Origin of the sequence: Salinibacterium sp. GXW1014 (assembly GCF_044769865.1) — a bacterium.
GTDB lineage: Bacteria > Actinomycetota > Actinomycetes > Actinomycetales > Microbacteriaceae > Homoserinimonas.
On record NZ_JBIZWA010000001.1, the window covers coordinates 1346162 to 1372250 of the forward strand.

Consider the following 26089-nt stretch of genomic DNA (forward strand, 5'->3'; position numbering starts at 1 on the left):
GCACACAACTAAGGAATTGGACTGACAGCATGAATCACGATTACACCGGTAGTCGCATCCTTGTAACGGGCGGGACAGGGTCCTTCGGCCATACCGTCGCGCGCAAATTGCTTGAGCGTGGCGTCGAGGAGATTCGCGTCCTTAGTCGTGACGAGGCGAAGCAGGACCAGATGCGGCACGAGCTGGGGGATTCGCGTCTCCGTTTCTATGTTGGCGACATCCGCGACTATCTGAGCGTGGAGCGCGCGATGAAGGGCGTCGACTACGTCTTTCACGCTGCGGCTCTCAAGCAGGTGCCCTCGTGCGAGTTCTTCCCCATGGAGGCCGTCAAGACCAACGTTCAGGGCAGCGAGAACGTCATTCGCGCGGCCGATCACGCTGGCGTCTCCTCGGTTGTCTGTCTGAGCACGGACAAGGCGGTGTACCCGGTCAACGCCATGGGCATGAGCAAGGCGATGATGGAGAAGGTCGCACAGTCGTTTGGGCTGAACAACCCGAATGCCGAAACGACGGTGTCCTGCGTCCGCTATGGCAATGTCATGTACTCACGCGGATCGGTGATACCCCTGTTCATCCGCCAGCTCAAGGCTGGCAAAAACCTCACGGTCACCAACCCCGACATGACGCGCTTCATGATGTCCCTGTCAAACTCTGTCGACCTGGTCGAGTTCGCCTTTCACAACGCGAATCAGGGTGACCTGTTCATTCGCAAGGCGAAGTCCTGCACGGTTGGCGATCTCGCGCAGGCGACGATCAACCTCTTCGAGGCACGGGCGAAGGTCGAGGTCATCGGTACCCGCCACGCCGAAAAGCTCTCCGAGGCGCTCGCGAGCAGGGAGGAGCTTGCCCGTGCGGACGATATGGGCGACTACTTCCGCATTCAGGCCGACAATCGGGATCTCAACTACAGCGTGTACGTCGACGAGGGCGACAAATCGCTGACCAAGTACGACGACTATGATTCGCACACCGTGGATCGCATGGACATCCCCGAGGTGGAGGAACTGCTGTTGACGCTCCCCGAAGTTCGTCGGGAACTCGCTGCCGCCGGCGCATCTCTCAGCCGGGTGAGCTGAGTGAGCGAACTCGCACACCAGGCGCTGACCGGAGCGAACGGTTTTCTCGGCTGGCATACCCGAGCTGCACTCGTCGAGGCTGGAGTTGAGGCCAGGAATGTCGCGGTGGGGGTAGGGTTCGACCAAATGACCGCGGCGGCCGCGATCTCAGGCGCCCAGCGCTTCGTGCACATCGCCGGCGTCAACCGCGGGACCGATGTCGAGGTCAAGGAGGGCAACGAACAGTTCGCGGCCCAGGCGGCTGCGGCGTTGCGGGCCGCCGACGCGCCACCGCCTGTCGTGGTCTTCGCCAACTCCACGCAGTCAACCAACGGCAGCGTCTACGGTGATGCCAAGGCTCGCGCGGCCGATGTCCTGCGGCGGGCGGCCGCCGACGTGGGCTCTGAGTTCCTGGATGTCGAGCTACCGAATCTCTTCGGCGAGCACGGCCGTCCCTTCTACAACGCGGTGACGTCCACCTTCTGCCACCTGCTCGCGTCCGGCGAGAGCCCCACGGTCGAGAATGACAAGGAGCTCACGCTCCTCCACGCGCAGGACGCCGCTGACCTTCTGCTTGGAACGGTGCCAACCGTGCGACAGCCCGAGCTCGAGGTGCACGAGACGGTCTCCGGGCTCCTCGAGCGTCTCTCGAGCTACGCGAGCACGTACTCTCTCGGTGAGATCCCAGATATCTCCACCGTGTTCGACCGCAATCTCTTCAACACGTATCGCTCGTATACGTTCCCAGCCCAGGCTCCCGTGCGGCTGACCAGGCATGCGGATGCCCGCGGCTCATTCTTCGAGATCATCCGCACGCATGGCGGGTGCGGTCAGTCGTCTTTCTCCACGACCGTGCCCGGCATCAGTCGTGGCGATCACTTCCACCGGCGCAAGGTGGAACGCTTCACGGTGCTGTCGGGTGTCGCGGTCATCTCGCTGCGCAAGCTCTTCACCGAGGAGGTCTTCGAATTCGAGGTGAGCGGTGACGAGCCCGCCGCCGTGGACATGCCGACGATGTGGTCACACAAGATCACCAACATCGGCTCGGAAATCCTGTACACGTCCTTCTGGACCAACGACATCTTCGACCCGGACGCACCCGACACGATCGCAGAGGCAGTGCACGTATGAACCAGAAACTGAAAGTCCTGACGGTCGTCGGCACCCGCCCGGAGATCATTCGCCTGGCAGCCACGATCAAGCGTCTCGACAAGTACACCGAGCATGTGCTGGTGCACACGGGCCAGAACTACGACTACGAGCTCAACGAGGTGTTCTTCGAGGATCTCGGACTGCGCCGTCCCGACCACTTCCTCAACGCGGAGACGTCCTCGCTGGGTGCCGTGCTGGGCTCGATCCTCACGAAGGTGGAGCAAGTACTCCTCGAAGAGAAGCCGGATGCCGTGGTCGTGCTCGGTGACACCAACAGCTGCATCTCCGCGGTGATGGCGAAGCGGATGAAGATCCCGGTGTACCACATGGAGGCGGGCAACCGTTCGTTCGATGAGAACGTCCCGGAAGAGACGAACCGTCGCCTCGTCGATCACGTCGCCGACTACAACCTCGTCTATACGGAGCACGCACGCCGCAACTTGCTCAGTGAAGGCATACATCCTTCCCGCATCCTGCTCACGGGCTCGCCCATGCGGGAAGTGCTCGAGGGCAACGCCGAGGCGATCGCCGCGAGCACGATCCTGGAGGCCCAGGGCCTCCAGGAGCGCGGCTACTTCCTCGTGAGCCTGCACCGAGAGGAGAACGTCGACAACCCGGAACGGCTCGAGTCCGTGCTTGAGGCCCTCGGTGCGGTCGCGTCGACCTACGATCTCCCCGTCCTCGTGTCGACGCACCCACGCACACGCAAGCGCCTGGAGGGCCAGCCCGAGGAACTCAAGCGCAACCTGATCTTCCATGCGCCGTTCGGTTTCAACGACTATGTGCGACTGCAGCAATCTGCTCGTCTCGTGCTCTCCGACAGCGGCACGATCAGCGAGGAGTCGGCGATCCTCGGGTTCCCCGGCGTCTCGCTGCGCGATGCGATCGAGCGGCCGGAAGCTATCGACACCGGTGTCACCATCACCTGCGGTGTCGAGTCCGCCAGCGTGCTCGGCGCCGTCGCCATGACCCTCCAGCAGTTCGAAGAGGACGAGCCGGCCGAAGTGCCGTTCGAGTACCAGATCGCAGATGCATCACGCCGTGTCGTCAACTTCATCCACTCGACGGCGTCAACGCATCACGAGCGCAGGGGAATTCGGCTCTAATGAGGTCTGGTTCCCTTAGCGTGTTGAGTCCGTTAGGCCGAGATTCTCTGAGAACTAGCAAGTCATGATTCGCGCGCTGATGGCAAGAGGCCCTCTCCTCGCGCGGGCCATCACGCTGGGGCTCAACCTATTGTTGGCCGTCGTTGTTGCGCGACTGTTTGGGGCGAGCGCATCCGGGGAGTTTTTCTTAGCGTTCACTCTCGTGAACTTTGCTGGGATGTTGGGGCGGCTAGGTACCGAAAATTACGCAGTAAAAGTGCTTCCGCGCTTGCTCCATTCGGCGGAGGTTCGTCGGGCGGGCGATATCCTCAAGGCGCTGAGGCGACGCTGCGCTTGGGGGACCGCCGTCGCTGCTCTAGCCATGACCGGAGCCGGACTGAGCACGTGGTGGGTGACCGGATCCGATTTCGGATTGCACCTTGCGATGCTCGCAATCTCCATTCCGTTCGCCTCGTTCGCCATTCTCAACTCCGTCGTCCTGCGGTCTGCTGAGCGCGTCTCGCGGGGAGCGTTTGCCGAAACGGGACTCACGCAGGGACTCACGATCGTGGTAGTCCTTGTCGCGTCCGCTTTTACCGACTTGAGTCCGATCTTCGTCTCGATCGCATATGTGTGTTCGTCAGTCGCGACAGGGTTAATCTCGCGAGTCTGGGTGCGTGGCGCCGCGCGCTGGCAGTCAGGCATGCCGTACGACAGGTCCGTGATTCAACGCACCGAGTCGATGTCAATGCTGACGATGATGGGTTCGTCGGTTCTCTTTTTCGCGCTTGCGTCGACGCCGCTTTTCGCTGTAGGAATCGCTTCGAGCCCCCGCGAGGCGGGCGTCTTCAACGCCGCTGCCCGTTTCGGAAACCTGATCGCACTGATTCCGGCGCTCCAAACCACTTACCTGATCCCGCGAGTTGCGCGGGGTCTGGAGTTAAACGATTCGCTCGCTGTCTCCCAACAACTCCGGCTTGCCAGTCGCCAAGCCACTATCGCGAGCGTCGTTGTGGCAAGCCTTATGATTGTGCTGAGTGAGCAACTTGTCCGGTTGTTCGGGGCGGGCTTCGAAGAAGCCTCAACGGCGCTGGTCGTGTTCGCGATCGGGCACGCGGTCATCGCCTCACTGGGACAAGTAAATCCGATCATGGCTATCGCCGGGCTTGAGCGCCAGTCGATGAGTCTTGTCATGGGATCGCTCGCTGTAGGAATTCCTGCGATGATCATCGCGGCTGCTTTCGGGGGCGCTAGCGCGGTGGCTGGCGCCTTCATGCTGGTTTCGATTGCTTACTCGCTGGCGTGCAGTATCTTGTTGTACAAGAGGGTGGGGATCAAGTGTTTCGTCCATTGAGCAGGGAGACGCGCTCCGAATCCGTCACCTCTGGACTTACAGGAATCTGGCGACCGGCAGTGGTGGTGTCGTTCGTTGTCACTCTTCTGCACATCAATCCGAAGATTCAGCTTGCGCCGTTGACGGCGGTTCCAGAATGGGGATGGTACCTAGTTCAGTTCGGTCCGCTGGGACTGGCGATTCTCGGTAATGTCCTGTCGGGTCCCCGATTTCGCTGGACATGGCTGAGCGTCTCTCTCGTTCTGCTCACCATATGGACGCTGGCTTCAACACTGTGGAGCGAGCACCGGGCGCAGACAATAGCAATGGGTTTGGTTTTCGCGTTCATCTGTCTCTTCCTCACCACGACGGTGGAGATGCGCTGGCGGCGTCGAGACGTACTCAATTCTGATCTCAAGTTTGTACTTTGGATGCTCTTCGCCGCGATGATCGCGGGCGCGCTGCTGTACACCGTCAGCTCCTCGGCTGCGACCGGCGAGCATCTGCAGTTCCAAGGAGTTTTTCCCAATCCAAACTACACCGCGAGTAGTGCAGCCTGCGCGATCCCAATGGCGGTGTGGGCCTCTCGACGCGCCCAGAATCGGATCTTTGTCTCCCTGTACGTGGTAATAGCTCTCGTGGCGCTTGTGACGATCGTAGCCACGGGTTCTCGCGGGGTGTTGGTTGCTGCCGCAGCTGGGCTAGTCGTTGCTATTGCGGTTTCCTTGCCCTGGAGGCTCGTGTGGCCGCCTCTAGTAGGGCTCGCCGTGCTCGCGGTAGGGCTACTTCTCGCCCGTTGGGACTGGTTCTTCGGGTACGGTGCGTTCTTCGACCGTAGCGATCAGGGTTCGGATTTCAGTTCAGGGCGATTTGAGATCTGGGGAAGGGTCGTCGAGCTTTGGCTTTCGCATCCTGTCCTTGGACTCGGCTATCGCACGGTGGAACTCTTGCCGGATTCCAAGACATTGAATGCACACAACATCTATTTGTCTGTGCTCGTCGAACTCGGGCTCGTGGGCTTTCTGCTATTTGTTGGTGTTATTGCAGCAATTTGCTGGCCTAGCGTGAGAATGGCTGCGCGTCACGACCTGCCGCTCTTCGGCGTGGTCGTGACTGTGCTCCTCGTCGAGATGACTGAGGCGTCCCTTTTTGGGTTTGGGGGCCCAACAGCCACCATCTCGTGGCTCTTGCTCTTGTCCTTCCCAGTGATCGCAAGAACCGGCCCGCAAGCAGACGAGTCTTTCAACTTCGGTAGTACCGGCGGGTCCGCTCCTGAAATCAGCGTCTGCATGGCCACTTACAACGGGTCCGCGCATGTCGGAGTCCAAATCTCGTCGATCCTGAAGCAACTCGGCCCACGTGATGAGCTCATAATTGTGGACGATGCTTCAAAAGACGACACAGTTGAGGTAGTCCGTCGAATCCGAGACAGTCGCATTCGGCTCCTCACCTCAATGCAAAACCAGGGTCATGTCAGGACGTTTGAGCGCGCACTGGTGCACGCGCGCGGACGCTTTATTTTTCTTTCTGACCAAGACGACGTGTGGATCCCGGGTCGTGTGAATGCCATGAAGTCTGGTTTATCTCAGGCAGCCTTTGTCGCAACGAACTGGCAGCTGAGCGGGGAGAACAATGTCAACGTTCCCGCGCTGCGCGAGGTGGACTCGTTTCGCAGAGCTCGAAACCTGGCCCAGATCTATTTGGGTAGAGCCCCCTACTTTGGCTGTGCGATGGCATTCCGACGTGATGGATTGGACTTGATCTTGCCGTTTCCTGCCGGGGTGGAGGCTCATGATCATTGGATTGCGATTGCGGGAAATGTCGCACGCTCAATGCGTCATTTGGAGGCGCCTAGCCTCCGGCGGACGATTCACGAGAATAATCTCACGCCTAAGTCTCGTCGACGAGTTCGCCTGGTCGTGCGAACCCGACTGATCATGGTCTGGATGACCACAGTCGCGATAGTTCGACTGTGGAACGTTCGTTCGATAAGTTCAGTCACCCCTGTGGCGGCACCCATTTCGCACCCCGCATCGCCGTCCAGTTCACCAACAGGGTCGATTCGGGCCAGCGATTGACACTGTCACCTCCGACTGCTCGTAACCTCCATGACACCGTCTATCCGTTAAAATTGCCCGCTCTGGCTACCGGCCCGGATGCGTCCGACGCGATCTTCGACCCCGATGGAGCTGGCAAGGTGCTCGAGGCTAAGAATACATCCATGGTGAACCGGCAACGGTAGCCACAGATCCCTTGCGCTTAGCGGGCCGAGCCGCGAATATGCCTGCATGACGCGTGGTTGAATTGTTGGATGCCCGAGACGCTGACCCGACGTAACTTGCGTGCCCGCTCGAGAAGGCGCCGCGTGTTTCGCACTTGGTGGTTTTGGTCCCTAGTCGCGGTACTGATTGTCGCGTTGGGTCTCGCCGTCTGGTTGGGCCTGAAGGTGCTCCAGGCGAAGGACGAGCTGGAAGCTGCCCAAAGCAAGATCAGTGTTCTCGCGTCTCAGGCATCTGCATTCGACATCGATGCTGCCCTTATGACGTTCGACGAGGTATCCGAACACATCGACCACGCGGTCGAGGCGAGCAGTGACCCCGTTTGGCAGATCGCGGAGAAAATCCCGGGCGTCGGCGTCAATCTGAGTGCAGTCCGTGAGCTTTCCGGTGCCGTGCAGTTCATACTGAGCGACGTGGCAGCACCCCTCGTGGGTGTTGCCGGAAGCCTGGACCCCTCGAGCTTGGCACCAAAGGATGGCGCCATCGACATCCAGCCTTTCATCGATGCGGTCCCGGCCGTCGCGGAGGCGCGCCACGGCCTGGACATGGCGGCTCCCCTTGTTGACGCCATAGAGACAGAAGGATCGGTCGCGCAAATAGTCGTGGCGCATTCGAAAGTCTCGGAGATGCTGGCGCAGATTGACCCTCTGCTGACGACTGCGAACACTCTCGTGCCTCTGCTTGCACCGACCCTCGGGTCTGAGGCACCGCGCAACTACGTGATCATGTTCCAGAACCCGGCGGAGGTCCGGCCGCTCGGCGGCACCGCGCTGTCATTCGCGGTCATCAACATGGATCAGGGGCGAATTCAGCTGACAGATACCGTTCCCGCAGGGTTCGAGAACTTCCTTGTCGGGGGCGGCAACGTAGTGCCGATCCCGCCCGGCGTGGAGGCGCTGTACGGGCCTGGTGCGTTCGGCGCGTTCATCGCCAACTCTACGATCCGCCCGAGCTTCACCTCGGCGGCCGAGATTACGCAGGCAACCTGGATTCGTGACCGCGGCTACGCCATAGATGGTGTGATCTCTATCGATCCCGTTGCACTTGGCTACATGCTGAGGGCGACCGGGCCGATCACGCTCTCAACCGGCGATGTGCTATCGAGCGAGACCGTTGTCCCGCTTCTGCTCAACCAGCTCTACCAGCGTTTCAACACGGGCGACAATGTCGCCGACAATGCCGCCCAGGACGTGGTCTACGGCGAAGCGGTTGGCGCGACGTTCGGCGCACTCACCGGAGGTGCACTCGACCCTATCCAGCTGGTGAGCGCGCTGATGCAGGGTTGGGAGGAGCGCCGCGTCATGTACTGGAGCGCACACGAGAACGAGCAGGCCACCATCGCCTCGTTCGGCCTCAACGGAGAACTCCCCGTGAGCGATGAGGCAACAGAGCGCATCGGTGTCTACTTCAACGACAACGTGGGCTCAAAGCTCAACTACTACCTGAACCAGGCCGTCACCCTCAGTACGGGCGCGTGCCGGGATGACGGGCGGGCGAACTATCGAGTCAGTATCGACCTCGCCAGCACTCTCACGCCAGAGGAGGCGCGCGGAATCTCACCTTCGATTGCTGGCCAGTGGAAGGCCGAAGGGCTTCGAAAAGGACAGCAGAGGATGCAGGTATTCCTGTACGCCCCGCCGGGTTCCACGATCACGGGTGCCACGGTCAACGGCCAGCCGGTGGAGCTCGCCCCGCACCACGACACCGACTACCCGGTGGGTAAGCTGACCGTGACCATCGACCCGGCGGCATGGGCGACCTTGACCTTTGACGTCGTAGCTGCAGAGCCGGGCGAAAAGAAGCTCGAAGCCTTGGTCACTCCTATGGTCCACGCAACCCCCATCGCGGAAGCGCCGCTGGACTGCGCTTCCGTCCCAGCTGCTTGATGGACGAGGGGCCGCGGGCATCACGTTTCAGGCGTCGCCTGACCCTCGCCGCGCTTGTGCTCTACACCGGGCTGGTTCTGGTGATCACCTTGACGCCGCGCATGCCCGGTTCGGGATTCGTCTCGCGCGTCGTCGACCGCGTGCTCGACTCGCTTCACGCCCGCGGGCTCTTCATGAGCGTTGACTTCCTAACGATCGAGTTCATCGGGAACATCCTGATGTTCGTGCCCTTAGGGATCTTTGCTGCGATGCTCATCAGCGCCCGGTATTGGTGGACGCTGTTGTTCTTGGGGACGATGTTTTCCGGTTTCATCGAACTCGCGCAGCGACAGTTTCTGCCTGATCGTTACCCTGAGATACGCGACCTGATCTCCAACTCGACCGGTTTCCTTATCGGCGCCACGATCGCCGTGGTGTTCCGTCTGCTCGTGGCGCATAGAGACCGCTTGGTAGAACGGGACAGGCTCGAGTTCGAGCAGCGCGCGCGCAGCGGACATTAAAGACACACCTCGTCTAGCTCAGGCGCCGCAACCTCTCCGGCATCGGGAACTCGAGCATGTACTCGACCAGCGGCACGTCGATCGCTCCCCAGTCTTCGCGCTTGACGCGGATCGCTTCGGTGGAGACTTCCGTGATCCGCACGCGCAGCCATCGACCGTCGTCGAGCTGCAGCTCGTAAGGCTCGGCGAGGTAGCCGATGCCCATCGCGTCCAGCGTTTCCTCGGCAGTGAACCAGTCGACTGGGCCGGTGATCTCACGCCCCAGGAGGTCCACGGCGACGAACCCCTCACCTTCGGGTCGCATCCAGCCGAGCCGCTCGCGATCGCCGCGCCGGTGTTCTATCCAGTCGGGGTTGAGGGGCACCAGCCGAGGCTACCGCGCCTCGGCGCGACGAGGGCCGGTTCCCCGCCCCGACATGTCGTCCGGGTGAACTCTCCGTGACGCAACATATGAGCACTTGTCCGTGTCGGCGGCCTGCGTTAGCGTCGCCTTGTCCCCCACTCGGGGAACCCCCAGACGGGGGAGTGAGCTTGCGCGTCGCACCGCTGGGACGCGCGTGACTTGGAGACGCATACCCATGCAGAAGCCCGCCGATTCGGCCCCCACGCATCGCTCAGCACGGAGGGGCCGGCTCGCGGCCCTCGCATCCGCCAGTGCTCTCACGCTCCTCTTCTCCGGCTTGGGCGCGACGAGCGCCACCGCCGCCGAGGTCACGCACTCGATCGCCGACGTGCAGGGCGCGGGCGCGAGCAGCCCACTCGTCGGCCAGACGGTCACGGTCGAGGGCGTCGTCACGGCCGACTATCGCGGCGCATCCGGCTACCGCGGCATGGTCATCCAGACCCAGGGCTCCGGCGGGGCGACGGATGCCACGCCCGGCGTCTCCGACGGCATCTTCGTCTTCCTCTCCAACGCGAACCCGGCTGTCGCGATCGGCGACCTTGTGCGGGTGACGGGCCCTGTCAGCGAGTACTTCGGGCTCACCCAGGTCAGCGCGACCGCCGCCGCCGCAACAGAACTCGTCGAGCAGGCCGTCGGCGTGCCCGAGGCGGCGCCGCTTGCCGACACGGTGGTCGGCGACGCGCGCGAGGCCTATGAGAGCCAGCTCGTCGCACCAACGGGCGACTACCTCGTCAGCTCGAGCCACCAGCTCTACAACTTCGGCACGCTCTGGCTCAATGTCGGCGACCTCGCCGTCAAGAGCACCGAGACGACGGATGCCGGCCCCGCCGCAGACGCGATCGCCGCCGCCAACAGGGCCAACCGCATCCTGCTTGACGACGGCTACAGCATCCAGGTCAACAACAACTCGCACCCGGGCGACCAGCCCTACTTCACGGCCAACGAGGTGGTGCGTAACGGCGACGCCGTCGACTTCACGACGCCGTTCATCCTCTCCTATGGTTTCGACGACTGGCGCCTCCAGCCGACGACGCCGCTGACCGACGCGAGCCCGGCTGAGGTGAAGCCCACCTTCACGACGAACAACCCGCGCCCGGCGACAGCGCCCGAGGTCGGCGGCGACTTCCAGGTAGGCAGCTTCAACGTCTACAACTACTTCACGACGCTGCGCTCCGAGAACTCGGATGCCCGCGGCGCCAGCACGGCCGAAGCCTTCGAGATCCAGAAGGGCAAGATCGTCGCGGCGATCAACGGGCTCGGCGCCGAGGTCGTGGCACTGCAGGAGATCGAGAACTCGGTCAAGCTGGGCGAGCCGCTCGATGAGGCGCTCGCCGACCTGGTCGACGGGCTGAACGCCGCTGCCGGCGCGGGAACCTGGGACTACGTGCGCACGCCCGCAGCGCTTGCAGACCCTGCGATCACCGACTTCATCTCCAACGCGATCATCTACCAGCCGGCCGCGGTAACGCCGGTCGGTGACTCCTTCACCGACCTCGACCCCGTGTGGGACATTGCACGCAAGCCGGTCGCGCAGACCTTCGAGTCGGTCGGCACCGACAAGGTCTTCACGGTCATCGCGAACCACTTCAAGTCGAAGGGCGGAGACGGTGAGGAGCCCGCCGATGGGCAGGGCCAGTTCAATGCGGAGCGCGTGGCGATGTCGGAGCGTCTCGCGGCGATCGTCGACGGCATCGCGGCCGACCCGGAGAAGTCCGAAGACGTCTTCCTGATCGGCGACTTCAACGCTTACACGGAAGAAGACCCCATCCAGGTGCTCACGAGTGCCGGCTATGTCGACCTCGTCGCAGCGCGCACCGTCGGGCAGTACACCTATACCTTCGATGGCGAACTCGGCTCGCTCGACCACATCCTCGCCACCCCGTCGCTCGCGGAGTATGTGACGGGTGCGGGCGTCTGGTCGATCAACTCTCCCGAGTGGTCCGACCGCGGCTACTCCTTTGGCGCGGCCGAGGCGGGCACGGTCTATCGCTCGAGCGACCACGACCCCATCGTCGTGGGCCTCAGCGCTGAGCTCGCCCCCGTCGAGATCGACATCCTCTCGATCAGCGACTTCCACGGCCGACTCGGCGCCGCGGCTCAGCTCGGTGGAATGGTGAATGCCTACCGCGCCGCGAACCCGAACACGTCGTTCGTGAGTGGCGGCGACTCGATCGGTGCCTCCACCTTCGACTCCTTCATCCAGCAGGACCAGCCGACGATCGATGTGCTCAATGAGATCGGTCTCGACGCGAGCGCGCTCGGCAACCACGAGTTCGACCAGGGTCGCGCCGACGTCGACGACCGGGTGCTCCCCGCGGTCGACTGGCCCTACCTCGCGGCGAACCTCTACGACACCGCGACGGGCGAGCCCGCCTACGAGGAGTTCTTCGTGCAGGAGTTCGACGGCGTGCGTGTCGGCTACATCGGCGCCATGACGGAAGACTTGCCGGAGCTCGTGAGCCCCGACGGCATCGACACCCTTGAGGTGCGTCCCATCATCAGTGAGGTCAACCGGGTCGCCGGCGAACTCACGGATGGCGATGACGCCAACGGCGAGGCCGACGTGCTGGTGCTCCTTGTGCACGAGGGTGCGGCTTCGGCCGACATCGCTGCGTCGACGGATGACTCGGACTTCGGTCAGATCGTCACCGAGCTCAGCCCCGAGGTCGACGCCATCGTCGCCGGCCACACGCACCTCGTCTACGACCACGAGGTCGAGGTCGAGGGCATGGACCGCCCGCGTCTCGTCGTCGGCTCCGGCCAGTACGGCGAGAACTTCGGCCACTTCGACCTCACGGTCGACCCGGAGACGGGCGAGATCGTCGAGTTCAGTGCCGAGGTGCTGCCGCTCACCGGCTTCGAGCCCGACCCCGAGGTTGCGGCGATCGTCGCCGAGGCTGAGGCCATCGCCGACGAACTCGGCTCGGTCAGCGTGGGGCAGATCGAGGAGTCGCTGACCCGCGCAGTGCAGTCGACCGGTTCCGAGAACCGGGGCGGCGAGTCCACCCTCGGCAACTTCGTCGCCGACGTGCAGCTGTGGGCCGCGAGCGAACTGGGTGCCGAGATCGCCTTCATGAACCCGGGCGGCCTGCGCGCCGACCTCGTCTACGAGTCGAGCGGCGAGGGCGACCCCGACGGCAACGTCACCTACGCGGAGGCCGCCGCCGTGCAGCCCTTCGCCAACACCCTGACGACGCTGACCCTCACGGGGGAGCAGATCGAAGCGGTGCTCGAGGAGCAGTGGCAGCCGGAGGGCGCGGCGCGTCCATTCCTCAAGCTCGGTGTCTCCGCGGGGCTCGCCTACACCTACGACCCCACGGCCGCGCAGGGTGAGCGCATCACGTCGATCACCCTCAACGGTGAGCCGCTCGATCCGGCTGCCAGCTACCGGGTCGTGGCGAACTCCTTCCTCGCGGCGGGCGGCGACAACTTCGCCACCCTCGCCGAAGGTGCCAGCCCCGCCGACTCGGGTCGCATCGACCTGCAGGCCATGGTCGACTACTTCGAGCAGAACGAGGTCATCGGCGTCGACTACGAGCAGCGCGCCATCGGCGTCACCTTCTCCGCCCCCGGCCCCTACGCGGCCGGCGATCAGGTCACCCTCGACCTGAGCTCCCTGATCTTCAGCCAGGGTGGGCCCGCGGATGCCACGGTCGAGGTGTCGCTCGACGGCGAGGTGCTCGCCACCGCTCCCATCGACCCGACGATCGTCGACACGACCGACGAGCAGGGCAGGGCATCCGTCACCGTCACGATCCCGGCCGGACTCTCGGGAGCCCAGTCGCTCGTGGTGTCGGTGCCGCAGACCGGCACGAGCATCGCGGTGCCGATCGAGCTCGCGGACGACCCCGCCGAGGAGGCCATCGAGTCGCTCAAGGAGCCCCGCATCACGGGTGCTGTGCGAGTCGGCAAGACGGTCAGCGTCAACGAGGGTCGCTGGAGCGTGCCCGGTGTCGAGTTCAGCTACCAGTGGAACCGCGACGGCGAACCCATCGAGGGCGCGACGAGTGAGCGCTACCGGATCGTGGCGGCGGATGCCGGCAGCGACCTGAGCGTCACCGTCACGGCCAGCGCGGAGGGCTACAGCGACGGCTCAGCCACTTCGGCTGAGCGAGAGGTGAAGCCCGCACCGCGCGGATTCTTCGGAGCCATCGCGGCAGCGATCGAAGACGCGCTCGCCGAGCTCGCTGACCTCCTGGAGTGGCTCTTCGGCTGACCCGCACGGCTTGGGTAGCGCAGCGTTCTCGCGGGTTGAACAGCGCAGCGTATCGAAACCCAGCCGCATAGAACCCGGCAGTGGCCGGTCTCCCCATAGGGAGGCCGGCCATCGCCGGGTCACGGTGCTGCAGTCATTCGGGCGCAAACCCTTGTATCGGTGCCGCAGCGTGGGTAACGTGACGACACTCGCGCGACGGCGTTTTCGGACTGCCACGGGGTTCCGCTCAATGAGGAGTCGAGAGCCATGGCTACACGTGAACTGTCATCTGGCCTTCTGAAGGGTGCAGCAACGTTGGGTGCCGCCGCCCTGCTGATGTTTGGTGCGGCCGCTCCGGCTGCAGCGGCGGTGGATGCCGTGTCTCCCGATGTGGGCCCGGTGGCGGGCGGTAATACCGTGACGATCACGGGTGATTGCTTCGCGGGGGCGACGGAGGTGTCGTTCGGCGGTGTTCCTGCACCCGCGTTCGCGGTAGTGAGTGACACGACGGTCACGGCCACTGTCCCGCCCGGTGCGAGTGGCACGGTCGACGTTGCGGTCTCAGGGGCGGGCGCCTGTGGAGTGAGTGAGCTGCCGGATGGCTACCGCTACACAAGCAACCCGATCATCTGGGCGCTTTCGCCTGCGGAGGGTCCGGTGGCGGGTGGCACAGCGGTGACGATCGAGGGGGCGAATCTCGCCGGAGTGACGGCGGTCTACTTCGGCGGTGTCGAGATCGCCGACTTCACGCTCGTGAGTTCCACACAGATCGTCGTGTTCTCGCCCCCCGGCGCGGTCGGCACGGTCGATGTCGTCGCGGAGGGCCCGTATGGCTCGTCGACCGCGCCCTTCTCGTATGTGCAGCCGGGTGGCGGTGCGCCGCTCGCGCAGCGAGTAGCCGCTAGCGCGATTGCGTTCGCAACGGATCGCATCCGCCTTCGGCTCGCGATTCGGTTCTTGCGGAGTGGGGGTTCGGCAACGGTGTCCGTCCGTAACCTTTTGCCGCTGCGCAGCATGCAAAGTTATGGTGTGTAGCGTCCCCTCCCCTCGACGGAAGCAGCTCACATGGCACGCATCTACGACAACGTCACCGACCTCATCGGCAACACACCGCTCGTGCGCCTCAACCGGGTGACGTATGGCGCGGAAGCGACCGTGCTCGCCAAGCTCGAGTTCTACAACCCGGCCAACAGCGTGAAGGACCGCATCGGCGCTGCGATCATCGACGCGGCCGAGGCATCCGGAGCCCTCAAGCCGGGCGGCACCATCGTCGAGGGCACGAGCGGCAACACCGGCATCGCCCTCGCCATGGTGGGCGCGGCGCGCGGCTACAAGGTCATCATCACCATGCCGGAGACCATGTCGAAGGAGCGCCGCGGCGTCATCCGCGCCTTCGGTGCCGAGATCGTGCTCACCCCCGGCTCCGAGGGCATGAAGGGCGCCGTCGCCAAGGCGCAGGAGATCGTCGCCAACACGCCCAACGCGGTGTGGGCCGACCAGTTCGGCAACCAGGCCAACGCGGAGATCCACCGCAAGACCACCGGTGAGGAGATCTGGGCCGACACCGACGGCGGCATCGACATCCTCATCTCCGGCATCGGCACGGGCGGCACCATCACGGGCGCCGGCGGCCTGCTCAAGGAGCGCAAGCCCGAGCTGAAGGTCGTCGCCGTCGAGCCGGTCGACTCGCCGCTGCTCACGGAGGGCAAGGCCGGCCCCCACAAGATCCAGGGCCTCGGCGCCAACTTCGTGCCCGAGGTGCTCAACCGCGAGGTCTACGACGAGGTCATCGACGTGACCCTCGACGAGTCGCTCGACTTCGCCCGCCGCCTCGCCGCCGAAGAAGGCATCTTCGTGGGCATCTCCTCCGGTGCCGCCGTCAGCGCCGCCGTGCAGGTCGCCAAGCGCCCCGAGAACGCCGGCAAGACCATCGTCGTCGTGGTCCCCGACTTCGGGGAGCGCTACCTCTCCACCGTGCTCTTCGAACACCTGCAGGACTAAGTGCCGACACCAGGCGTCATGCGCGAGGCCGGGCCCCGGATGTTGCGGGCCCGGCCTTTCGCGCGAACCCAAGCCGTGGCATCCGCCGCCGCCGTGGCTGCTTGTCGGCGGGACAGCAGGCCTGTCCCGCGAGAAGTGCCCTCATTCGGGCACCTCATGGGTGAGTTGCCCAGTTCGGGCCTTCCCGCCTGCGAAAGACCCCAGATCTGGGCAAGTGGAGGCACGTCAGAGGCGAGGACCGCCGCGTGAGCGTCTTCTCCCGCATCCGCGAAGACCTCGCGGCCGCCCGCCTGCGCGACCCCGCCGCCCGCAGCAACGCGGAGGTGTTCTGGCTCTACTCGGGCGTGCACGCCATCTGGTGGTACCGCATCGCGAACCGCCTGTGGCGCTGGCGCCGCTACTTCCTGGGCCGCGCGGTGTCGCAGCTCGCCCGCTTCCTCACGGGCGTCGAGATCCACCCGGGTGCGACGATCGGCCGCCGCTTCTTCATCGACCACGGCATGGGCGTGGTGATCGGCGAGACGGCGGAGATCGGCGACGACGTCATGCTCTATCACGGGGTCACGCTCGGAGGGCGGTCCTCGAAGCGGGCGAAGCGGCATCCGACGCTCGGCAACAACGTCACGGTGGGGGCGGGCGCCGCCGTACTGGGGCCCGTCACCTTGGGCGACGGATGCGTCGTCGGCGCGCATTCCGTCGTGTTGACGGATGCCCCACCCCGCACGGTGCTCGTCGGCAGCCCCGCCGTGCCCAAGACCCCCAAGCCGGTGCATGAGTTCGACGCGCAGTTCTTCGACGACAGCGGAAGTTACTCCATCTGATGCCCCGGACGTTCACCATCACCGTGCCCATCCGCTGGTCTGACCTTGACCTCAACGGCCACGTCAATCACGCCCGCATCGCGACGCTCCTGGAGGAGTCCCGGCTGGCGTGGCGTCGCAGCGCGGTCGCCAACGACGGAATCGACACCTTCGAGCGGGGCCAGATCGTGGCGTCCCTCACGATCGACTACCGCCGCCAGGTGGAGTGCGGCCCCGACTTCGACGTCACTGTCACGATCGGCCGCATCGGCACCAAGTCCTACGAGATGCTCTTCACCGCGACGCAGAACGGGCACGTGGCCGTCGAGTCGCGCACGACGATGGTGGTGATGGATGCCGCGGGCTCCAGCCGCCCGCTCGCCGACGCCGAGCGCGCCTACCTCGCTCTCTGGCAGGCCGAGCCAGCGTAGGCGCCCGCATCCGGCTCCGCCGCTACAGTTTCCTTCCCGCGCTGCGGGGTTTGCTGTCGCGTGCGAAGGAAACTGTAGCGCCAGCGGCCTCGACACCAGCTTCCTCGGCGAGCGGGGCGACAGCGCGCAGCGCCAGCCCCACGGCGCTCAGATCTCCGCCCCCGTAGGATCGTCCCGTGACCTACGACTACCACCGCCTCAACAAGTCCTGGCCGCGCTCGAGCTGGTGGAAACCGCTCATCACGGGGCTCATCGCCCTCGCGATCTACATCATCCTCACCGTGATCATCGCGCTGCCGGTGGTGATCTACGCGTTCTTCGCGGCGGAACCCGGCAGCGCCTTCGAGCGCCTCATCAATGAGGGCACGATCGACATGTCCGACCCCTGGATGCTCGCGTTCAGCCTCGCATCCGTCGCCCTCATGCTGCCGGCGATCATCCTGGCGACGCTCATCATGGGCCCGCGCCCCCTCGGCCTGCTCTCCTCGGTCACCGGGCGCCTGAGGTGGGGGTGGATGCTTCGGCTCGCCCTTCCGGCGCTCACGGTGTTCCTCGTGGTCTTCGCCGCCTACGTCTTCGTGCTCCCATTTGTCTTCGGTGAACCCGTGGCGGTGCCGGAGTGGGGTGCTGACTCGGCGCTCCTGATCGCGTTCACGCTGCTGCTCGTGCCGGTGCAGGCGACGGCGGAGGAGTACGTGTTCCGCGGCTACCTGATGCAGACGATCGGCACCTGGCTGAAGCATCCGGCGTGGGCGATCCTGCTGCCGGTGCCGCTCTTCGTCGCGGGCCACATCTATGACGTGTGGGGATCGCTCGATGTCGCGGTCTTCGCGATCTTCGCCGGCTGGATCACCTGGCGCACGGGCGGCCTTGAGGCGGCGATCGTGGCGCACGTCATCAACAACGGGCTCATCTTCCTCCTCGGAGCGGTCGGCCTCATGGACACCTCGTCGACCGAGGGCAGCCCCATTGGTGTTGCCGTCACGGCGGTGACCCTGGGCGTGTTCGGGTGGTGGACGGTCCGGATGCACGAGCGCCGCGGCGAGGCGCGGACTCGTGAGGTTGCTCCCGCGCCGCTTGTCGATGCACAACCGTAAAGACCCTGTGAGTTTGTAGACCTCCCACAGGCGTCGGCGGGGTGCCGTCGCTCGCCTTTGGAGGGCGGGAACCGCAGAATTCACCTCCCTCGGAGTCGTGCCTAGCGTGGAGGAACGCACGCCCCACGGTTCCAGGAGGTCCACGCCATGGTCGACATCGCCAACAGCACGTCTGCAGTCCCGCCCGCAGCCAAGGACGAGGCCGAACTCGAGCGCCACGTCGATGAGCAGCTCGACAACAGTTCGGAGGCGGCATCCGTCGACGTCGAGAAGCTGGGACGCCTGCTGCTCGGCACGTGGGCTGAGGAGCGCATCGAGTCGCGCAAGGCGATGGAGGACCCGCAGTTCCACCGCATCGACAACCTCACCAAGGAGGACCACCGGGAGCGGGCCCTCGGCCAGCTGAAGGCGCTCGCCGACAGTGGCCGGGTGCTGAAGGCGTTCCCGAAGTCGCTGGGTGGCGAGGAGAACCACGGCGGCAACATCGCCTCGTTCGAAGACCTCGTGCTGGGCGACCCGTCGATGCAGATCAAGGCGGGCGTGCAGTGGGGCCTCTTCGGCGCGGCTGTGCTCCACCTGGGCACCGAGTACCACCACCGCACCTTCCTCCCCGGCATCATGTCGATGGAGGTGCCCGGCATCTACGCCATGACGGAGACGGGCCACGGCTCGGATGTCGACTCCGTCGGCACGACGGCGACCTACGACGAGCAGACCCAGGAGTGGGTCATCAACACCCCCTTCCGCGGCGCCTGGAAGGACTACCTCGGCAACGCCGCCAAGCACGGCATCGCCGCCGTCGTCTTCGCGCAGCTCATCACGAAGGGTGTCAACCACGGCGTGCACGCCTTCTACGTGCCGGTGCGCGACGAGAACGGCGAGTTCCTGCCCGGCATCGGCGGCGAGGATGACGGCTACAAGGGCGGCCTCAACGGTATCGACAACGGCCGCCTCCACTTCACGGACGTGCGCATCCCCCGCACCAACCTGCTGAACCGCTACGGGGATGTCGCGGCCGACGGCACCTACACCTCGCCGATCGAGAGCCCGGGCCGCCGCTTCTTCACGATGCTCGGCACGCTCGTGCAGGGTCGCGTCTCGCTCGATGGGGCGGCGACCACCGCATCCGGTATGGCCCTCACGATCGCGATCACCTACGCGAACCAGCGCCGCCAGTTCGCGGGCGGCGACGGCGAGGAGCAGGTGCTGCTCGACTACGGCCGCCACCAGCGCCGCCTGCTCACCCGCCTCGCGACGGCATACGCCCAGTACTTCGCGCACGACGAGCTGCTCGTGCAGTTCGACCAGGTGTTCAGCGGCAAGGGCGACACCCCTGAGGCCCGCGAGGATCTTGAGACCCTCGCCGCGGCCCTCAAATCGCTCTCCACCTGGAATGCGCTCGACATCCTGCAGGAGGCGCGCGAAGCGACGGGTGGCGCCGGCTACCTCGCCGAGAACCGCCTCACGGGCCTGCGCAGCGACCTTGACATCTACGCCACCTTCGAGGGTGACAACACGGTGCTGCTCCAGCTCGTGGCCAAGCGCCTGCTGGGTGATTACGCCGCCCAGTTCAAGGGGGCGGATGCCGGCACCCTCGCCAAGTACGCCGTCGGCCAGGCGGCCGAGCGGGTCTACCACTTCGGCCTGCGCACGCTCGGGCAGCGTGTGAAGGACCTCGGTTCCACGCGTCGCGCCGTGAGCGAGGTGCGCGACACCGACGTGCAGCGCGAACTGCTCACCGACCGGGTCGAGACCATGGTGGCCGAGGTCGCGCAGAAGCTGCGCCCGGCATCCAAGCTCCCGCCGGTCGAGGCGCAGGCGCTCTTCAACCAGCACCAGAACGCCCTCATCGAGGCGGCTCGCGCACACGCCGAACTGCTGCAGTGGGAGGCCTTCACGACCGCGGTCGAGAAGATCGAGGATGCCGGCACCCGCCAGGTGCTCACCTGGCTGCACGACGTGTTCGGGCTCGGTCTCATCGAGAAGCACCTCGCCTGGTACCTCATGAACGGTCGTCTCTCGCCGCAGCGCGCGCAGGCCGTTACGGCGTACATCGACCGGTTGCTCGCGCGGCTCCGCCCCCACGCGCAGGACCTCGTCGATGCCTTCGGCTTCAAGCAGGTGCACCTGCGCGCGAAGATCGCTTCCGGCGCCGAGCAGGAGCGCCAGGATGAGGCGCGCAACTACTACGTTCGCCTGCGTGCTTCGGGCGACGCCCCCGTGCACGAGAAGGACTTGCGCAAGAAGGCCAAGAAGTAGGGTCGCTCGGGCTCGGGCTCGGGCTCGGGCTCGGGCGCGGGCGCGGGCGCGGGCGCGGGCTCGGGCTCGGGCTCGGGCTCGCGCTCCTGCTCGCGCGTTCGCGCTCCCGCGTCTCGCGAATGACTGAGTTCCGGACAAATGATCGTGCCGCGGCGCAGTCATTTGTCCGAAACGCGGTCATTCGGATGCTGCGCCTGGGCGCGGCGGCGGATGCTGCGGCGGATGTCAGGGGTGCGCAGTAACGTCGGCGCATGACGCGCATACTCTTCGATACGGCAACCACGATCAACGGCTTCATCGCGGATGAGCAGAACTCCCTCGAGTGGCTCTTTGCGGTCGAGGGTGGGGATCATCCCGATGAGGGACTCTTTCCGTCAGGCGCGGCCGTGCTGGTGGAGGGTTCGACCACGTATGAGTGGATCCTGCGTCACGACGCGGTGATCGAGCATCCGGAGAAGTGGGCCGAGTTCCACGGCGATCGGCCCGTCTACGTCATGACGACGCGGGAGCTGCCCGTGCCCGAGGGGGCGGATGTGCGATTCCGTTCGGGCGCGATCGTGGACCTGCTGCCGGAACTGCGCGAGGCAGCAGCGGACGGCGACATCTGGGTCGTGGGCGGGGGAGACCTCGCGGGGCAGTTCCTCGACGCGGGAGCGCTCGACGAGATCGCGCTGTCGGTAGCGCCCGTCGCGCTCACGGGTGGCGCGCCCGTGTTCCCGCGGCGCATCGAGTCAGAGCAGCTCTGCCTCGAGAGCGCCGAGAAGTTTGGCCAGTTCGCGCGCCTCGTCTACTCGGTGCGCCAGCCGTCCCGCCCCGCGAATGACCGGATTTCGGACAAATGATCGTGCCGCGGCACAGTCATTTGTCCGAAACGCGGTCATCTGCTGAGGGCGCAGAACGCGGGGAGGCAGAGTCTCCCCCTCCCCAGGGTGGTGGGCGACCGTTCGTCCACGCGGTCGGCGCGGGTGACGGATGCCACGGCTAGCCTTGAACGCATGACCCAGGTGACTTCTCCCGACGCCGCCCTCGAGGTGCTCGGCCGTGTCTTCGGCTACGAGTCGTTTCGCGGCGACCAGGCGGAGATCATCCGTCACGTTGTCGACGGCGGCGACGCGCTCGTGCTCATGCCGACGGGTGGCGGCAAGTCGCTCTGCTACCAGGTGCCCGCGCTCGTGCGTGAGGGCACCGGGGTCGTCGTCTCGCCGCTCATCGCCCTCATGCAAGACCAGGTGGATGCCCTCGCGGCCAACGGGGTGCGGGCCGAGTTCCTCAATTCGACGCAGAGCCTCGATGAGCGCCGCCGCGTCGAAGCCGCCTTCGTCGCGGGCGAGGTCGATCTCCTCTATCTCGCGCCAGAGCGGCTGGCGCTCGAGTCGACCGTCGCCCTCTTCGACCGCGCGCCGATCGCACTCTTCGCGATCGACGAGGCGCACTGTGTCGCGCAGTGGGGGCACGACTTCCGCCCCGACTACCTGCGGCTGTCGATGCTGCACGAGCGCTGGCCGAACATCCCCCGCATCGCCCTCACGGCGACCGCGACGCGGCAGACCCACGCCGAGATCGCCCACAGGCTGCAGCTGGACGACGCCCGTCATTTCGTCGCGAGCTTCGACCGCCCGAACATCCAGTACCGCATCGTGCCGAAGGAGCAGCCCGCCAAACAGCTGCTCGACCTGATCCGCACCGAGCATCCGGATGCCGCGGGCATCGTCTACTGCCTCTCGCGCGCCTCGGTCGAGAAGACCGCAGACATGCTCGTCGCGAACGGCATCCCTGCGCTGCCGTACCACGCGGGCCTGCCGGCGGAGGCGCGGGCCGCGAACCAGGCGCGCTTCCTGCGCGAGGACGGCCTCGTCATGGTCGCGACGATCGCGTTCGGCATGGGCATCGACAAGCCGGACGTGCGCTTCGTCGCCCACCTCGACCTGCCCAAGTCGGTTGAGGGCTACTACCAGGAGACCGGCCGTGCCGGGCGCGACGGCCTCCCCTCGACCGCATGGCTCGCGTACGGCCTGCAGGATGTGGTGCAGCAGCGCCGCATGATCGATTCCTCCGAGGGCGATCTCGCCCACCGGCGCCGACTGAGCGCGCACCTCGACGCCATGCTGGCCCTCTGCGAGACGGTCGAGTGTCGACGGATGCAATTGCTGGCCTACTTCGGCCAGGCGAGTGAGCCCTGCGGCAACTGCGACACCTGCATCACGCCGCCCGAATCCTGGGACGGCACCGTGCCCGCCCAGAAGCTCCTCTCGACGATCGTGCGCCTGCAGCGCGAGCGCAACCAGACCTTCGGCGCCGGCCAGATCATCGACATCCTCCGCGGCAAGGAGACCCCGCGCACCCGGCAGCACGGCCACGAGCAGCTCGCCACCTGGGGCATCGGGGCTGACCTCAGCGACCAGCAGTGGCGCGGCGTCGTGCGGCAGCTGCTCGCCCAGGGCCTGCTCGCGACGCAGGGTGACTACGGCATCCTGGCGCTGACGGATGCTTCGGCCGCTGTGCTCTCGGGCAGCCGCCCCGTCTCCCTCCGCACCGAGCCGGAACGTGCGGCTCGGCGCGCACCCAAGGCTCGCGCCGCCGTCGCCGACCTCGAGCCCATCCAGCTGGAACTCTTCGAGGCGCTGCGAGCGTGGCGCGCGGCGACCGCGAAGGAGCAGGGTGTGCCCGCCTACGTCGTCTTCGGCGACGCCACGCTCCGCGCGATCGCCACGGCCCGGCCCGAGACGCTCGCCGGTCTCTCCAGGCTGAGCGGCGTCGGGCAGAAGAAACTCGAGACCTACGGCGAACAGGTGCTCGCCGTCGTCGCGGCAGCATGAAGGGAACGACCATGAACGGCATCACCCCCGAGGCGCTCGCCGAGGTCGACCGCGTCTTCACACGCCAGCAGGCAAGCGGTGCTTCGCCGAGCGCGGCCTGGGGCGTCTTCGACCGCAGCGGACTCGTGCACAGCGGCTCGGCGGGGGCACTGCGGAGCGGCGCGACACCCGGCCCCGACACCGCCTACCGCATCGCGTCCTGCACCAAGAGCTTCACCGCGGCCGCCCTGCTCGCGCTGCGCGACGAGGGCCGACTCGGGCTCGACGACCCCGTCAGCGCGCACGTTCCCGAGTTCGCGGATGTTGCACTCCCCAGCGCAGACTCGCCCGCCATCACGCTCCGCATGCTGCTGACCATGTCGGGCGGCCTGCCGACCGACGATCCCTGGGGCGACCGCCAGGAGTCCATGACGGAGGAAGAGCTGAACGCGCTCCTCGCCGCCGGGCTCTCCTTCGACACGATTCCCGGCACGACCTTCAGCTACTCCAACCTTGGCTACGCCCTCCTTGGCCGCGCCATCGAAACCGCGTCTGGCACCGACTACCGCGCGTTCGTGCGCGAACGGTTCCTCGAGCCACTCGGGCTCAGCCGCACCGCCTTCGAGTCCGACCGCTACACGGGCGACGAAGCAGCCCAGGGCGCTCGCCACCTCGACGGCCAGTGGGACTACGTGCCCTTCTCGGGCCCCGGAGCCTTCTCCCCGATTGGCGGGCTGTTCAGTACGGTGGGCGACCTCGCCCGGTGGGCGGGATGGCTCGCGGATGCCTTCGACCCGGCTGGCAGCGATGAGCGCGTGCTCCGTCGGGCCAGCCGGCGCGAGATGCAGCAGGGGCAACGCATCGTGCCGGGCCGCTCCGAGCATCCGATGGGCTACGGGCTGGGGCTCTTCGTCGAGCACTACGAGAACCAAGGCCCCGTCGCATCGCACTCGGGCGGGTACCCCGGATGCTCCGCCCACATGCGCTGGTCGACCGAACTCGGGCTCGGCGTGGTCGCCTTCGAGAACGCGACCTTCTCGCGCGTGCCGCTCGCGACGACGAAGGCGTTCGACTCGCTGCTTGCGACGGTGCGCCCCACGCGCACCGGGTTCCAGCTCGAGCGACTGTGGCCCGAGACGCGCGAGGCGCAGGCCACGGTGACCGCGTTCCTCGCCGACTGGAACGATGACACCGCCCGCGGGCTCTTCACGCCGAACGTCGAGTGGGACATGCCCTACCCGCAGCGACGGGAGGCCCTCGCGGCCGCACTTCGTGCCGTCGGCGGGCTCACGGGCGCACCGGCGCGAGATGAGGCATCCGTCGCGCCCTCGCAAGTGTCGTGGTCGATGCCGGGTCACACGGGGGCCGTCAGGGTGCACATCCAGTTGACCCCTGAGCGGCCGCCCCGCGTGCAGAGCCTACGCGTCGAGACGATCGCGCCCGCCGCGGGGCCCATGCTGCGCTGAGTCACCCTCCTACTGCGCTCGACGGTTCAGCGTGAGCGCGCCCTCGAGCGTGGAGTTGGCGACGTTCACGAGCTTGGTCGTCGGCGGCACGAGCATGTTGCAGCTGAAGCGCGACTTGCCGAAGACGTTGCCCTCGATCGTGAGGCCCGCAATGGCACCCTTGCCCTTCTCGGCAACGTTGATGGAGCATCCGCCGCCGGAGATGCGGTTGTCCTTGATCGTGACATTGCCGACGCGGCCACGGTCCTGCGTGATCTGCACGGCAGCGTTGTGGGCGCCACTGATCGTGTTGCCGACGATGTGGATGTTGCGTCCCTGCTGGATCTGGATGCTGTCGTCGTGGCTCGGCCCGCCGCCGTGGGCCGGGTCGTTCGCGTAGTGCAGGTTGTCGCGCAGGCGCGAGTCGCTGATCGTGACGTCGTCGCCGAAGATGTGCACGGCGTCGATCACGTGGTGAATGTCGACTCGCGTCAGCGTGAACCCGTAGCCGTAGACACCGTTCGTGCGCGAGGTCTTGTGGGTGGGGGCGATCTCGCTGTCGATCACGCGAAGGCCAGCGGAGGTGCCGCTGCCCGCGTACAGCAGGATCGCGTTGCCATCGGTGGCCCGGCCGCGGATGACGCTGTTCTTGATCGTCACATTGGGTGCCTCGACACGCACGAAACCGCGGATGTCGAGCCCGTCGATCACGGCGCCCGGCGTCGCGATGGTGAGGTCACCCGCGTGCACCGTCAGCGACGTGCCGGCTGGCACGCCGACGGATGCCGCATTCGAGGTCGGCCTGGCGGGAGGCGAAGCGGGGGCCGTCTTCGCTGGGGCGCTGGCCTTCGCAGGCGCCGGAGCGGCGGGGCTCGCCGGTGCCGGCGCGGGCACTGGCACTGGCGCGGGGGTCGGCGCGTCAGGTGATGGCGCGGGGGTCGGCACAGCGGGGCCGGGAGTCGGCACAGCGGGGCCGGGTGTCGGCGCGGAGTCGGGAGACGGCACCGAGGAGTCGGGCGTCACGGGATCCCGCGGGGCAGGCGTGCGCACAGACCCTGCCTGGTCTCGGGCGTCGTCGCTGCCCTCAGGGGCGGTGTCGGCTGGCGCCTCCTCCTGCTCGCCCGGTTCCTGGCCACCCTCGGTGGACGGACTGTCGGCGCGCTCCGACGGGGTGTCACGAGTGGCAGCACCATCCGCGGTCAACACGGTGGTGCCAACGGTTGCGCCTGTCGAGAGGAGCACGCCGCTGAGGAAGAGGGTGAGAAGGGTGCGCCAACGGGCGCGGTCGAGTTGGGCCATGGCGAGCTCTCCGTCGGATTCGGGGGCGGTCGGGTGGGGTGCCGTGGTCATCGAGCTTCGGGAGCGGCTCGGGC

The 26089-nt window shown here is 66.1% G+C and carries 19 protein-coding genes; 17 read left to right on the forward strand and 2 right to left on the reverse strand.

Annotated elements, in window-relative coordinates; all coding sequences use genetic code 11:
* The first annotated feature begins 29 nt into the window (after window positions 1–29).
* The 7 genes from ACIQK7_RS06715 to ACIQK7_RS06745 all read left to right on the forward strand — a co-directional run bounded on the left by ACIQK7_RS06715 (window position 30) and on the right by ACIQK7_RS06745 (window position 9290).
* Window positions 30–1076, forward strand: coding sequence for an SDR family NAD(P)-dependent oxidoreductase (locus ACIQK7_RS06715; RefSeq protein WP_403022470.1), 1047 nt, complete (start codon window positions 30–32; stop codon window positions 1074–1076).
* Window positions 1077–2186, forward strand: coding sequence for an NAD-dependent epimerase/dehydratase family protein (locus ACIQK7_RS06720; protein WP_403022472.1), 1110 nt, complete (start codon window positions 1077–1079; stop codon window positions 2184–2186).
* A complete protein-coding gene (wecB, locus tag ACIQK7_RS06725) occupies window positions 2183–3313 on the forward strand; it encodes a non-hydrolyzing UDP-N-acetylglucosamine 2-epimerase (RefSeq protein WP_403022474.1) in 1131 nt (376 codons plus the stop codon). Before ACIQK7_RS06720 ends, wecB begins: the two co-directional genes overlap by 4 nt.
* 64 nt (window positions 3314–3377) lie before the next feature.
* Window positions 3378–4646 carry a lipopolysaccharide biosynthesis protein gene (locus ACIQK7_RS06730; protein WP_403022476.1) on the forward strand — a complete coding sequence of 423 codons (1269 nt, stop codon included), beginning with the start codon at window positions 3378–3380 and terminating at the stop codon, window positions 4644–4646.
* Window positions 4647–4705: 59 nt separating this feature from the next.
* The gene (locus tag ACIQK7_RS06735) at window positions 4706–6703 is read left to right on the forward strand and encodes an O-antigen ligase family protein (RefSeq protein ID WP_403022477.1); all 1998 of its coding nucleotides are present in this window, start codon (window positions 4706–4708) and stop codon (window positions 6701–6703) included.
* Between the two features lie 233 nt (window positions 6704–6936).
* Window positions 6937–8790, forward strand: a complete 1854-nt coding sequence (locus ACIQK7_RS06740) for a DUF4012 domain-containing protein (RefSeq protein ID WP_403022479.1) — start codon at window positions 6937–6939, stop codon at window positions 8788–8790.
* Window positions 8790–9290: a VanZ family protein gene (locus ACIQK7_RS06745; RefSeq protein WP_403024000.1), complete on the forward strand. Its 501-nt coding sequence runs from the start codon at window positions 8790–8792 to the stop codon at window positions 9288–9290. Before ACIQK7_RS06740 ends, ACIQK7_RS06745 begins: the two co-directional genes overlap by 1 nt.
* A 13-nt stretch (window positions 9291–9303) precedes the next feature.
* Here ACIQK7_RS06745 and ACIQK7_RS06750 read toward each other — a convergent pair whose 3' ends face one another.
* A complete protein-coding gene (locus ACIQK7_RS06750; RefSeq protein WP_403024003.1) occupies window positions 9304–9594 on the reverse strand; it encodes a hypothetical protein in 291 nt (96 codons plus the stop codon).
* Window positions 9595–9868: 274 nt separating this feature from the next.
* On the opposite strand from ACIQK7_RS06750, the gene ACIQK7_RS06755 reads away from it, so the two are divergent.
* The 10 genes from ACIQK7_RS06755 to ACIQK7_RS06800 all read left to right on the forward strand — a co-directional run bounded on the left by ACIQK7_RS06755 (window position 9869) and on the right by ACIQK7_RS06800 (window position 24737).
* On the forward strand, window positions 9869–13909 hold the full coding sequence (locus ACIQK7_RS06755; RefSeq protein ID WP_403022481.1) for an ExeM/NucH family extracellular endonuclease: 4041 nt from the start codon (window positions 9869–9871) through the stop codon (window positions 13907–13909).
* Between the two features lie 246 nt (window positions 13910–14155).
* Window positions 14156–14923, forward strand: coding sequence for an IPT/TIG domain-containing protein (locus ACIQK7_RS06760; protein ID WP_403022483.1), 768 nt, complete (start codon window positions 14156–14158; stop codon window positions 14921–14923).
* Window positions 14924–14953: 30 nt separating this feature from the next.
* Window positions 14954–15889: a cysteine synthase A gene (cysK, locus tag ACIQK7_RS06765; protein ID WP_403022485.1), complete on the forward strand. Its 936-nt coding sequence runs from the start codon at window positions 14954–14956 to the stop codon at window positions 15887–15889.
* A 245-nt stretch (window positions 15890–16134) separates the two neighbouring features.
* Window positions 16135–16710 (forward strand): serine O-acetyltransferase EpsC, encoded by a 576-nt coding sequence (gene epsC, locus ACIQK7_RS06770; RefSeq protein WP_403022487.1) that lies wholly within the window; start codon window positions 16135–16137, stop codon window positions 16708–16710.
* Complete coding sequence (locus ACIQK7_RS06775; protein WP_403022490.1) at window positions 16710–17120, forward strand: acyl-CoA thioesterase; 411 nt, start codon at window positions 16710–16712, stop codon at window positions 17118–17120. The genes epsC and ACIQK7_RS06775 overlap by 1 nt, the downstream gene beginning before the upstream one ends.
* A 176-nt stretch (window positions 17121–17296) precedes the next feature.
* Window positions 17297–18217, forward strand: coding sequence for a lysostaphin resistance A-like protein (locus ACIQK7_RS06780; RefSeq protein ID WP_403022493.1), 921 nt, complete (start codon window positions 17297–17299; stop codon window positions 18215–18217).
* 147 nt (window positions 18218–18364) lie between these two features.
* Complete coding sequence (locus ACIQK7_RS06785) at window positions 18365–20476, forward strand: acyl-CoA dehydrogenase (RefSeq protein WP_403022496.1); 2112 nt, start codon at window positions 18365–18367, stop codon at window positions 20474–20476.
* A 251-nt stretch (window positions 20477–20727) separates the two neighbouring features.
* A complete protein-coding gene (locus tag ACIQK7_RS06790) occupies window positions 20728–21318 on the forward strand; it encodes a dihydrofolate reductase family protein (RefSeq protein ID WP_403022499.1) in 591 nt (196 codons plus the stop codon).
* A 153-nt stretch (window positions 21319–21471) separates the two neighbouring features.
* A complete protein-coding gene (recQ, locus tag ACIQK7_RS06795) occupies window positions 21472–23292 on the forward strand; it encodes a DNA helicase RecQ (protein ID WP_403022501.1) in 1821 nt (606 codons plus the stop codon).
* Between the two features lie 11 nt (window positions 23293–23303).
* A complete protein-coding gene (locus ACIQK7_RS06800; RefSeq protein WP_403022504.1) occupies window positions 23304–24737 on the forward strand; it encodes a serine hydrolase domain-containing protein in 1434 nt (477 codons plus the stop codon).
* 9 nt (window positions 24738–24746) lie between these two features.
* On the opposite strand, the gene ACIQK7_RS06805 is transcribed toward ACIQK7_RS06800, so the two are convergent.
* Entirely contained in the window at window positions 24747–26066 is a 1320-nt protein-coding gene (locus tag ACIQK7_RS06805; protein WP_403022506.1) for a right-handed parallel beta-helix repeat-containing protein, read from the reverse strand.
* Between the last annotated feature and the right edge of the window lie 23 nt (window positions 26067–26089).